Here is a 12,673-nt window from a genome sequence, read left to right as displayed (position 1 = left end):
CGGGTCAATCCCAAGGGTTTCAATCCGCGCCCCCGCAGGGGGGGCGACGCAGGACCTGCGTGATCTACTGACCAATCGGCTGTTTCAATCCGCGCCCCCGCAGGGGGGGCGACGAGGGTTACAACCACGCGACCCGCAGCCATTGGTTTCAATCCGCGCCCCCGCAGGGGGGGCGACGCGTGAGCTACGGGCTGCTGCCCTGGCTGCACTCGTTTCAATCCGCGCCCCCGCAGGGGGGGCGACTCCGCCAGCGCACCACCGCCCTTGCCTAAGACCGTTTCAATCCGCGCCCCCGCAGGGGGGGCGACTGGCGTCGATGGCGACCAGGCAGCGCGGCAGGCTGTTTCAATCCGCGCCCCCGCAGGGGGGGCGACCAGCCTTGTAGGCCTCCGAGCGCGGGTCACGTGGTTTCAATCCGCGCCCCCGCAGGGGGGGCGACCGCAGGTTGGCGATGACGGGGGTGTGCAGGTCGGCGTTTCAATCCGCGCCCCCGCAGGGGGGGCGACTGCAACTGCACGCAACCATCGGCACCACCCAGGGTTTCAATCCGCGCCCCCGCAGGGGGGGCGACCGCGTGATGCGTTCCTGTACCGCTACTTCACGCAGTTTCAATCCGCGCCCCCGCAGGGGGGGCGACCGAGGCGCTCGGCACGGGCCTGGGCGGCGTCGAGTTTCAATCCGCGCCCCCGCAGGGGGGGCGACTGGAGCCGTTATCAGGGGATGAAAGAACTTAAAGTTTCAATCCGCGCCCCCGCAGGGGGGGCGACGTGGAGCCGTTATCAGGGGATGAAAGAGCTTAAAGTTTCAATCCGCGCCCCCGCAGGGGGGGCGACCTGGCCGCCATGATGGCCGCGAACGTGTCAGGCGGTTTCAATCCGCGCCCCCGCAGGGGGGGCGACGAACGTGTCGCCGACCCGCTGGAGATCGCACGCGTTTCAATCCGCGCCCCCGCAGGGGGGGCGACATTGCCTGGTAACGCTCACTCCCTGATAACACGCGTTTCAATCCGCGCCCCCGCAGGGGGGGCGACCCGCTATAGCAACCTGCCCGAAGACCTGGATGCTGTTTCAATCCGCGCCCCCGCAGGGGGGGCGACCATAGACCGTCACGTCAACAATCGATTTGAGCGGGTTTCAATCCGCGCCCCCGCAGGGGGGGCGACCGGGCTGTCTGGCAGCTTTCTGGTTTCCAGCTACGTTTCAATCCGCGCCCCCGCAGGGGGGGCGACGGATGCCGCACGGAAACAGCACAAGGCTAAGATGTTTCAATCCGCGCCCCCGCAGGGGGGGCGACGGCCTTCGATCTCGCCGTCGCGCCACTCGGCGATGTTTCAATCCGCGCCCCCGCAGGGGGGGCGACCAGCGGATCTTGGGGTCGCTCTGCGTGGGGTCGTTTCAATCCGCGCCCCCGCAGGGGGGGCGACTTCTCGAGCACAACGGGCATGCGCTCGTTGGACAGGTTTCAATCCGCGCCCCCGCAGGGGGGGCGACGCGTGCTGCGCGGAGCCCAACCGATTCCGGCGAGGTTTCAATCCGCGCCCCCGCAGGGGGGGCGACGTCCTGGCGGGCGAGGATCTCGTCGGCCAGGATGTTTCAATCCGCGCCCCCGCAGGGGGGGCGACCGAGGAAGGTCTCAATCTGTGCCCGCACAACGTGTTTCAATCCGCGCCCCCGCAGGGGGGGCGACCATCCTTGTGCACCAAACGCCGCTCGTGCTCGTCGTTTCAATCCGCGCCCCCGCAGGGGGGGCGACAGGGGATGCGCGTGCGCGGCGTTGGCCATGGCGCGTTTCAATCCGCGCCCCCGCAGGGGGGGCGACCAGAGCACCACAGGGACGTTTTTCACGTCGAACCGTTTCAATCCGCGCCCCCGCAGGGGGGGCGACATGCAGAGATCCTTGGCTGCAATGATGCCATGATTGTTTCAATCCGCGCCCCCGCAGGGGGGGCGACTCCCACATATCTGCCAAGTCTTCACCGACGACCACGTTTCAATCCGCGCCCCCGCAGGGGGGGCGACCCGCGATCGCAGGGATAGGATCAAGATTAGGCCTGTTTCAATCCGCGCCCCCGCAGGGGGGGCGACCCGAATAATAGGGCGCGCCGGCCGCATCACCACGGTTTCAATCCGCGCCCCCGCAGGGGGGGCGACGCCGCTGCTTGAGGACACCTATGCAGGTCGTGCAGTTTCAATCCGCGCCCCCGCAGGGGGGGCGACCCGAGCCGCTGAGGCGGCACACGACGCGGCCATTGTTTCAATCCGCGCCCCCGCAGGGGGGGCGACCTACGGCACGCTGCCGGCGAGCTGGCAGGCGAAGTTTCAATCCGCGCCCCCGCAGGGGGGGCGACCAGGCGGCGCGGCAGCGGCGCAGGGGCCGCGAGGTTTCAATCCGCGCCCCCGCAGGGGGGGCGACAATCTCTCAATGCAATGGATGCAGTCGCTGCTGCAGTTTCAATCCGCGCCCCCGCAGGGGGGGCGACTAGTCGGCGGCGGCGGCGCGCAGCACGGCAAGCTGTTTCAATCCGCGCCCCCGCAGGGGGGGCGACATGACGGTCTCCTCATAACGCCACGGCGTGGCGACGTTTCAATCCGCGCCCCCGCAGGGGGGGCGACCTCATCCCATGGCTCGCCGAGCACCGTGTTGCAGTTTCAATCCGCGCCCCCGCAGGGGGGGCGACATGAGCGCGCCAACCGGCGAGGCCCCGTCCCCCCGTTTCAATCCGCGCCCCCGCAGGGGGGGCGACGCCGTGCTGTTGTTGATATTTGTGAGCAGCTTAGTTTCAATCCGCGCCCCCGCAGGGGGGGCGACATACCAACACTGCGCACTGGAGGCTTCCCGGCAGTTTCAATCCGCGCCCCCGCAGGGGGGGCGACCATGTCTCGGCGCCTGGCGCAACAGATGCATTGACGTTTCAATCCGCGCCCCCGCAGGGGGGGCGACTCGATGGATGTGGCGATGGCGTTGGCCATCTCGGCGTTTCAATCCGCGCCCCCGCAGGGGGGGCGACATAAGCGGCGCCGACGCGCCGCCCATAATCACGTTGTTTCAATCCGCGCCCCCGCAGGGGGGGCGACTCGGCAACATGGTGCAGGCCGAGCCGGAGTCGCGGTTTCAATCCGCGCCCCCGCAGGGGGGGCGACGCGGCGAGATGGAAAAGGCCGGCGAGCTGGCGCAGTTTCAATCCGCGCCCCCGCAGGGGGGGCGACTTGATTCAGAGACAGCAAGCGCAATGCTCGCGATGTTTCAATCCGCGCCCCCGCAGGGGGGGCGACCTCATACGTAAGCTGGTTAATATCGTCAATTAGCGTTTCAATCCGCGCCCCCGCAGGGGGGGCGACACTGGGAGGAGGCCATTGGCCTGCTGGCTGACGCGGTTTCAATCCGCGCCCCCGCAGGGGGGGCGACGCGCTGATTGTGCCGCGGCTGCAGCGCTGCGAGTTTCAATCCGCGCCCCCGCAGGGGGGGCGACTCGACAGCTACAACAGCCTAGATGCCGAGACGCAGGTTTCAATCCGCGCCCCCGCAGGGGGGGCGACCGACAGATGGTGCAAGACCCTGTTGATCTCGGCGGTTTCAATCCGCGCCCCCGCAGGGGGGGCGACTAGACCACCCTCTGGCATCGGATAACCCACCTCCGGTTTCAATCCGCGCCCCCGCAGGGGGGGCGACTGATGGCTTCGAGCAGGTGTTGGCGGCTGATCTGTTTCAATCCGCGCCCCCGCAGGGGGGGCGACCTGGGCTTGATCCAGTGCACCGGCGCTAGATAGCGTTTCAATCCGCGCCCCCGCAGGGGGGGCGACTTGGTAGCGCACCGCAAGCAGGTTATTGCGTCATGTTTCAATCCGCGCCCCCGCAGGGGGGGCGACTATGATGATGATCTGCCGGTTGAGTCAAAAGTAGTTTCAATCCGCGCCCCCGCAGGGGGGGCGACTCGAGGCCCGCTTTCCAGCCCCAGACGGTGTTGAAGTTTCAATCCGCGCCCCCGCAGGGGGGGCGACCTTACCGCTGCCACCACTGCAACGAGGAGATCGACGTTTCAATCCGCGCCCCCGCAGGGGGGGCGACTTCTTCTGGTCTTGATCCTCGACACGGATCTTCTGTTTCAATCCGCGCCCCCGCAGGGGGGGCGACCTATCGCAGAGATCAAGTGTCCGTACAGCAAGCGAGTTTCAATCCGCGCCCCCGCAGGGGGGGCGACCTGCGGAGGTATTGCCGTTCGACGGCTCAACAGGTTTCAATCCGCGCCCCCGCAGGGGGGGCGACTCGTCTCCGGCTGGTTGTAACCATAGACCTTCCAGTTTCAATCCGCGCCCCCGCAGGGGGGGCGACCGTCTTGATGACTCGTTGCTAAAAGGTTCACCTGGTTTCAATCCGCGCCCCCGCAGGGGGGGCGACCAGGGTGACAGGCCGAGGATTGCCCCAGCCTGTGTTTCAATCCGCGCCCCCGCAGGGGGGGCGACATGGCAAGGCGCTCTGCTTGGCGCCTTCAAAGGTTTCAATCCGCGCCCCCGCAGGGGGGGCGACCCTGATCACTGGCCAGACAAAAAAGGCAGAGCGCGTTTCAATCCGCGCCCCCGCAGGGGGGGCGACTCCATGATCTCGCGCGCGTGCTTAATGGTGGCAGCGTTTCAATCCGCGCCCCCGCAGGGGGGGCGACCTCTTGAGCAAGTGACGACGATCCAGTACATCCGGTTTCAATCCGCGCCCCCGCAGGGGGGGCGACGCGGGAGAGTCGCGCCGACCGCAGCTGATTTCTTGTTTCAATCCGCGCCCCCGCAGGGGGGGCGACCCGACGCAGCCCGCGCCTTTGCCGCCACCAACTACGTTTCAATCCGCGCCCCCGCAGGGGGGGGACCTCAAGGACGCAATCGAGCGCATCCCATGGCTAGTTTCAATCCGCGCCCCCGCAGGGGGGGCGACTCGCCGCAAGCTCGACGAGGATGAGGATGCATGGTTTCAATCCGCGCCCCCGCAGGGGGGGCGACAGGAAGGCGCATCAACTTGAGGAGATAATGATGGTTTCAATCCGCGCCCCCGCAGGGGGGGCGACTCTGCCCGCCGACATTGCTGCGGAATATAAACTGTTTCAATCCGCGCCCCCGCAGGGGGGGCGACCCGCCCGGCGCCCTTCTGCTGGACACCGACCCCTTGTTTCAATCCGCGCCCCCGCAGGGGGGGCGACCTGCACGCCGTCTGCGCCGCAGTGCGAGCACACGTTTCAATCCGCGCCCCCGCAGGGGGGGCGACTGAAAACAACAATCAATCAATAATCAACCAAATGGTTTCAATCCGCGCCCCCGCAGGGGGGGCGACGTCAATGCTGCCCGCGTGAGCTTTGGCAAATGGTTTCAATCCGCGCCCCCGCAGGGGGGGCGACGTGAACTCCTGGCCCGCCACGTCGGTTGGTTGGTGTTTCAATCCGCGCCCCCGCAGGGGGGGCGACCCGGGCCATTGCTGACCAAAACACGCTCTTCGTGGTTTCAATCCGCGCCCCCGCAGGGGGGGCGACGCCCGGTTTGCGCAAGCCGCTCTTCGAGTAGCTGTTTCAATCCGCGCCCCCGCAGGGGGGGCGACCCCGGTTTGCGCAAGCCGCTCTTCGAGTAGCTGTTTCAATCCGCGCCCCCGCAGGGGGGGCGACCTGATCGCCCTGTCGGGCTGCACCATGATCCAAGGTTTCAATCCGCGCCCCCGCAGGGGGGGCGACGACAAACTGACGCCGGTAGCCCTCAACGTCCTGTTTCAATCCGCGCCCCCGCAGGGGGGGCGACTTGTTGGGTTTGCCGTTGACAGCGAGGTGATCAATGTTTCAATCCGCGCCCCCGCAGGGGGGGCGACGATCGCGGATTGTGGCAGTGACCAGGCAGACAGGTTTCAATCCGCGCCCCCGCAGGGGGGGCGACCTACCACCTCGCCCGGGACAACTTCATGCGCTGTTTCAATCCGCGCCCCCGCAGGGGGGGCGACGCACCCGCTGAAGTGATCAGCGAGATCCGCCAGGTTTCAATCCGCGCCCCCGCAGGGGGGGCGACCGCGGCGTAGAGATAGGCGCTGTAGAGCAGGCCGGTTTCAATCCGCGCCCCCGCAGGGGGGGCGACCAGCTCCGGTGGGATCTTCTCGGTATTGATCCCGTTTCAATCCGCGCCCCCGCAGGGGGGGCGACCTCATCAAGCGGCAGGTCGCTGTTGCCCGCAGGGTTTCAATCCGCGCCCCCGCAGGGGGGGCGACCACTCGGCGTCTTCGATGGCGGCCAGAATATCGGTGTTTCAATCCGCGCCCCCGCAGGGGGGGCGACGAGGAGATCTCCATGGCGCCGGACCTGCAAGACTGGTTTCAATCCGCGCCCCCGCAGGGGGGGCGACTGGCCTGAGTTTACCGAGAGCACTCGGGGGTCAGAGTTTCAATCCGCGCCCCCGCAGGGGGGGCGACATCCGGGCCACCGCTGACCAAAACACGCTCTTCGTGGTTTCAATCCGCGCCCCCGCAGGGGGGGCGACCTGATGACTTGAGCTGCGGCGGCCAGGTTTGCGGGGTTTCAATCCGCGCCCCCGCAGGGGGGGCGACTATCATCGCGCCGCCAGGTCTGCGCCCGAGAGATGTTTCAATCCGCGCCCCCGCAGGGGGGGCGACGGGGCGCGCTGCTTCCAGCGGGTATATAAACCCGTTTCAATCCGCGCCCCCGCAGGGGGGGCGACGCGACTTGGCGGCGAAGCAGGCGCCACCGATGCGTTTCAATCCGCGCCCCCGCAGGGGGGGCGACTTCGTGGCCTATGGCATCCACCCAGACACCCGAGTTTCAATCCGCGCCCCCGCAGGGGGGGCGACTCGTACCAATCCCACAATGGGTTATCGTTATCCAGTTTCAATCCGCGCCCCCGCAGGGGGGGCGACTTCAGTTGATAGACATCAATAATCGATGTCCAGGTTTCAATCCGCGCCCCCGCAGGGGGGGCGACCCGTAGCCTGCGCCGAGTACGGCGGGCTTGCAGTTTCAATCCGCGCCCCCGCAGGGGGGGCGACCGACACTGATTGCGCCTCTGGAACAGCAGCCTCTGGTTTCAATCCGCGCCCCCGCAGGGGGGGCGACGTGGGCACGGCGAACAGAAACTCGCAGCGATTCGAGTTTCAATCCGCGCCCCCGCAGGGGGGGCGACCACTGATGGTTGGGCGTGGTAAGTTCTGCGGCTGGTTTCAATCCGCGCCCCCGCAGGGGGGGCGACGTCCGTCAGCGTAGCCGGCGGGCCAAGGTCGAGTTTCAATCCGCGCCCCCGCAGGGGGGGCGACGCACTTCTAGCCCAAATCAAGAGTTGGTCTGGATGTTTCAATCCGCGCCCCCGCAGGGGGGGCGACAGTAAGGCACTGGGTTTGCTCTTGCTGTGGAGCAGTTTCAATCCGCGCCCCCGCAGGGGGGGCGACCAGCGCATCATTGCGCCGATTTTTGACCTTCGCGTGTTTCAATCCGCGCCCCCGCAGGGGGGGCGACCTACCGCCCGCAGCGCGCCCGCGAGCTGCACGTCGTTTCAATCCGCGCCCCCGCAGGGGGGGCGACCGGTGGCTTTTGCGCTACGGGTCGCGTCTTTGCTGTTTCAATCCGCGCCCCCGCAGGGGGGGCGACTCCTGCCGTATAGGTCACTTCGCCGTCAGACATGTTTCAATCCGCGCCCCCGCAGGGGGGGCGACGACAGCATTTCATGGCAGCGTCTCCACGCCATCGTTTCAATCCGCGCCCCCGCAGGGGGGGCGACTATAACGATGCGCCACTTCTGAGCCGTCTTTGATGTTTCAATCCGCGCCCCCGCAGGGGGGGCGACTCGCCGGTCGCATTAAGCCGGATGATCTCCTCGCGTTTCAATCCGCGCCCCCGCAGGGGGGGCGACCACTTCTAGCCCAAATCAAGAGTTGGTCTGCATGTTTCAATCCGCGCCCCCGCAGGGGGGGCGACTGTTGGGTGCCCGTGCCGGGAGTTGGTTGGATGTTTCAATCCGCGCCCCCGCAGGGGGGGCGACCCTTTCCGACCTGCGATCGTCCCTCTCGGACCAGGTTTCAATCCGCGCCCCCGCAGGGGGGGCGACCGAGTAGCACTGGCGGCGCGCCTATCGAAACGTTGTTTCAATCCGCGCCCCCGCAGGGGGGGCGACCAACCCCGTGGGCCGTCGGCAGCCTCATGTACAAGTTTCAATCCGCGCCCCCGCAGGGGGGGCGACCATCGAGGACTTACGGTGGCACGACTTGCGCCACGTTTCAATCCGCGCCCCCGCAGGGGGGGCGACGCGCGTTGTGAATCTGCTGCAGATAGTCTTCGTAGTTTCAATCCGCGCCCCCGCAGGGGGGGCGACGTTGTAAAGCCAGCGGCGCACATATTCACCCCAAAGTTTCAATCCGCGCCCCCGCAGGGGGGGCGACGCGCCATCATGCTCGCCCGTACCCTCGTAACTGGTTTCAATCCGCGCCCCCGCAGGGGGGGCGACAGATGCGGGCGATGTGCGCCGTGGTGTCCAGCGTGTTTCAATCCGCGCCCCCGCAGGGGGGGCGACGATGCGGGCGATGTGCGCCGTGGTGTCCAGCGTGTTTCAATCCGCGCCCCCGCAGGGGGGGCGACCGGCTTGCGTCGACGGCACCTTGACCCCTTCGTAGTTTCAATCCGCGCCCCCGCAGGGGGGGCGACTCTCCAGCATGCCGCCGCGGCCCGGCATGGTGTCGTTTCAATCCGCGCCCCCGCAGGGGGGGCGACCTCCTCCCAGTCGCCGGTATTGCTGGTGGCGACGTAGTTTCAATCCGCGCCCCCGCAGGGGGGGCGACCCGTGTGCTCTAGCGCAAGTTCGCCGTTGATGCGTTTCAATCCGCGCCCCCGCAGGGGGGGCGACCCTGGCCGCGATAGCCCCGGCGTATTCATAACTTGGTTTCAATCCGCGCCCCCGCAGGGGGGGCGACACGCCGGTCTTGTGCGCTGGCGCGTAGGCGGGGTTTCAATCCGCGCCCCCGCAGGGGGGGCGACCGACTATCTTGCTTCGCTCTTTTCACGCTGGGCTGTTTCAATCCGCGCCCCCGCAGGGGGGGCGACGTCGCACAGTTCGCGCACATTGCGGTAGCTGGCGTTTCAATCCGCGCCCCCGCAGGGGGGGCGACGCCGGCAATCACCATGCCCTTCAGGTAGGCGAGGTTTCAATCCGCGCCCCCGCAGGGGGGGCGACCTGCCACCTGCCGCCTGGGCTGGGAGCCCGCCGACGTTTCAATCCGCGCCCCCGCAGGGGGGGCGACCTCGCAAGCCTAACGCTTTGAATCAAGACGCGTAAAGCCGCCAAATTCGCGAACCCAGTTGGATTCCAGCATCCGCTACACCAAGCGGTTGCTTGACTGCAAGTAACCTATTGATTTAAAAGTGCAAAAAACTGCGCGAACCCACTGGAGAAAACTTGGGCGCTTGGGGTTCGCGCCTACAGAATCAAAGGGGCTTCAGGGTCGTAGCCGGGTTTGCTGCCGACGTGCTCGACGCGCCGTCTCCAATTGGCACCAAGAAAATAGAACCTCAGGCTGTCTTGCTCAGGATCCATCTCGTCAAGCAGTTGTTGCTTCAGGTAGGTCCACTGCGCCGGATCGACCAGGCATTCGAAAACGGAATATTGCACTCGCTGCCCATAGTCCTGACAGACCTTTGCGATGCGCCGCAACCGCTTCTCGCCACCGTCACTGTCAGTGCGGACATCATAAGTGACCAAGACCATCATGATGCCGTGTCCTCAACGCCAGACGAACGCGGGGTAGGCATCAAGGCCTCCTCGCAGAAAATTGGCCAGCAGTCGGGCCTGCAGGTGCGGGATCAGCCCGATCTCGACTGTCTCCTCAAGATAGGGATGACGCACTGTCTCACGCTTGCGTTCCTGCCAGGCGACAAGCAAGGCTTTTCGCGTGTCGTCATCCATGCTCACCGCGCCGCTTTCGGTGACAGTGAAGCCGCCGGGTTTGATTTGCCTCCGGTTGATCAGCGCCAGGACCAGCCGGTCGGCCAAGGGCGCACGAAGCTCTTCCATCAGATCGAGCGCAAGCGCCGGACGACCGGGGCGGTCGCGATGCAGAAAGCCGACGGCGGGATCCAGACCGACCCCTTCCAGCGCCCCGGCAATATCATGCCGTAACAGCGTATAGGTGAACGACAGCAGGGCATTGACCGCATCCAGCGGTGGTCGCCGGCTTCGGCCTTGGAAGCGAAACGCCTTGGCTTTGGACAGAATCAAGTCATCGAAAACCTCGAAATAGGCGCGCGCAGCGGCGCCCTCGTAGCCTCGGACCCGATCGAGATCCATGGTCTCGCGGCGAATGCGGCGCTGAAGTGTAGTCAGGTGATCAACTGCAGACTGTACGGCCGGGGGCTGCCCATCCTTGGACCGGTCACGCAGGCTTCGTTGCAAGACGAAACGACTGTTGGCGACCTTGGCCGCCACCAAGGTCGCGGCGATGCCCGCGGTTGCGTCGGGATCATCACTGGCGCGGTATTGGGCGCGCCTGAGCAGGACGTTACCGGATACCGGGCCTTCCATGCGGGCGAGAAAACGCCCTTGCTCGGTGAGAAAGTTGAGCGAGACGCCCCGTTCGGCGCAAAGCCCCATCAACGGGGCACTGGCGCTCACCTGACCGAACCCGACGATGCTGCCCAGGGTGTGGATCGGTAATCGCAGCCTGGTCTCCTGTTCGACCCGGACCAGCACATTTTCACGCTCGCGCGCCAGCCAGGCGCCCTGAGTGGTGATATACAGGGTGTTGAGCAATTTTTTCATCAGTCCAACATCCGATGCAGGTATGCGCTGGCGCTGGTGCTGTCCGGCACGCAGATTTCGCGCAACGAGCAGTGGTGGCATTTGGGACCGGGTTCCGGTGCGGGCGTCTGTCCGTGCTCAAGCATCATGCGGGCGGCGCGGGCCAGATCGCGCGTCTTGTCGCGGAGTCCTGCATCGAGCGCAACGCGTTCGCGCCGCCGCGGTTTTCCGTAGAATAGCGCCCCTTCCGGAACGGCGGTGTTAAGCATCTCCTCCAAGGCCATGGCCTGCGCGCAGAGCTGGATGCGGTCCCAGTCATCCGCCTTGGAGCGTCCCCGCTTGTATTCAACCGGTGTCGTCATCGACTGGATGGAATTCGACGACATCCGCCACACCCGTGACCTGCAGACTGTGGCAGATCAGACGCAGACTGCGGGCGATATGCAGATCACCCCGGTGCTCCGGCTCGCCATCGTTGACGCGTTCGTGCAGCACCTGCCCCTCCGCCGTGAAACGATTCTCCGCCCACTGCTGCTCGATATGGATCAGGGCGAACTGACGCGGGCAGTAGGCGAAGTGCTGCAGGGCAGAAAGGGACAGAAAATCAGCATCCCGGCCTGATGGTGACATTGATTATTCCAGCCAGTCTTCAACATGCAGGTCTTTCACGCGGGTGAATTCGCGGCCGGGCGGCGGGTCTCCAATCTCCGGGAAGCGTTCTTCAATGGGTTCCAGCGTGTCCAGCACCTGTAGCAATGAGTGCGGTGGGGCTGGTTCGAGGATCAGCCGATCCCCTTCCTTGCGCAGGATGGCCTCATCACCCGGCAACTCGAGATCGCGAGGAATGCGCACGGCCTGGTTGCGACCGTTGCGAAACAGACGAACGTGGCGGTGGCGATTCATCAGTCATGACTCCGATCAATGGGAAGCATAGGCACAAGCCTATGCCTGAGTGGGCAGAGCAGCAAGGCGGGGCTGCCGCACCAAGGCACAGCGAGCAGCCCATCTCGTTCAAATTCTCCGGATCAGGGTGATGCCGTTGCCCAAGTCCCTGCTGCCTCTCGCCCGAACCGCCTCGTCCAGAGGCTGATCGTCGAAACGAATCTGATAATCAGCAAACTCTCGTGCAGGAAGTTCGGGGTTGGTGCGTTGGACAGATACTCGATCAAACAGCGCGTGAGCGGGTGCATTGCCGAGCCGATCATCGTGCTTGAACAGCAGCAGAGTGCGCGCACTCATCTGGCCACGAGCGGCGGAGCGGTCGTGCTCGAACATCTGTTCGAGTGATTTCCAGAGAAGTTCCAGATCGTCATCAGAAAAGCCGGTCTGCTCGGCGAGTGGGGCGCTGATGAAACCATGCGTTCGATACAGCCCGTAGGGAACAGTGAACTTCCGGCCCATGGTGCGGTTGTCTCCCTGTTGCTTTTCCGCCTCCCCTTCCGTCGTAACCGCCATGCGGGTGATCGCATGCTCCGACGAGATCACTGGATCGACCGAGCGGCCAAAAATCAACTGAACCGGACCCCGCACCTGCCCACAATTGGTTCCGGTCGACATGACAGCGCCAAAGGTCCGCACGTCGAAAAAATTCTTGCACATCCATTGCCGGGCTTTTTCAACTTGATCGGCCCCACCCTTGCGCTTCCCTTCCTTTCCTGATGCATCCATTCCGAGGGCTTGGTAGGCCCGTTCATGCTGTTTGTTAAGTATGGCCTTTTCCTTGACGTAGATCTCATAGGGCGGCTGTTCGTCATGCATGAGGCCGACGAAGTTCCGAATCTTCCGCTTGAGTGCAACATCCGTAACCAGGCCATGCCCGGTCTCGGCATCCACCCGCGGGAGATTGCCGGCATCGGGATCACCATTCGGGTTGCCGTCCTTGACATCGAACAGATAGATGAAGTCGTAGCGATTCTGCATGGCCG

The 12,673-nt window shown here is 65.7% G+C and carries 6 protein-coding genes and 1 CRISPR repeat array (1 of these 7 running past the window's edge); all 6 genes read right to left on the bottom strand.

Features of this window, described 5'->3' with window-relative positions; translation table 11 throughout:
• A CRISPR array of direct repeats spans nt 1-9,255; the repeat unit is 32 nt; unit sequence GTTTCAATCCGCGCCCCCGCAGGGGGGGCGAC; it reaches 711 nt to the left of the window's first position.
• A 176-nt stretch (nt 9,256-9,431) separates the two neighbouring features.
• Entirely contained in the window at nt 9,432-9,722 is a 291-nt protein-coding gene (gene cas2, locus F2Q65_RS08775) for a CRISPR-associated endonuclease Cas2 (protein WP_150092490.1), read from the bottom strand.
• Between the two features lie 12 nt (nt 9,723-9,734).
• Nucleotides 9,735-10,769, bottom strand: coding sequence for a type I-C CRISPR-associated endonuclease Cas1c (cas1c, locus tag F2Q65_RS08770; protein ID WP_150092488.1), 1,035 nt, complete (start codon nt 10,767-10,769; stop codon nt 9,735-9,737).
• Complete coding sequence (cas4, locus tag F2Q65_RS20185) at nt 10,769-11,134, bottom strand: CRISPR-associated protein Cas4 (RefSeq protein WP_211354005.1); 366 nt, start codon at nt 11,132-11,134, stop codon at nt 10,769-10,771. Before cas4 ends, cas1c begins: the two co-directional genes overlap by 1 nt.
• Nucleotides 11,094-11,378, bottom strand: coding sequence for a CRISPR-associated protein Cas4 (locus tag F2Q65_RS20180; protein ID WP_211354004.1), 285 nt, complete (start codon nt 11,376-11,378; stop codon nt 11,094-11,096). Before F2Q65_RS20180 ends, cas4 begins: the two co-directional genes overlap by 41 nt.
• A 3-nt stretch (nt 11,379-11,381) precedes the next feature.
• Nucleotides 11,382-11,651, bottom strand: a complete 270-nt coding sequence (locus tag F2Q65_RS08760; protein WP_150092486.1) for an antitoxin — start codon at nt 11,649-11,651, stop codon at nt 11,382-11,384.
• Nucleotides 11,652-11,759: 108 nt separating this feature from the next.
• Nucleotides 11,760-12,668, bottom strand: coding sequence for a type I-C CRISPR-associated protein Cas7/Csd2 (cas7c, locus tag F2Q65_RS08755; protein ID WP_150092484.1), 909 nt, complete (start codon nt 12,666-12,668; stop codon nt 11,760-11,762).
• Between the last annotated feature and the right edge of the window lie 5 nt (nt 12,669-12,673).

The sequence above is a fragment of the Thiohalocapsa marina genome (assembly GCF_008632335.1).
Classification (GTDB): Bacteria; Pseudomonadota; Gammaproteobacteria; order Chromatiales; family Chromatiaceae; genus Thiohalocapsa; species Thiohalocapsa marina.
The sequence above is the reverse complement of the archived record's forward strand: the minus strand, read 5'-3'. Positions and strand labels throughout refer to the sequence as shown.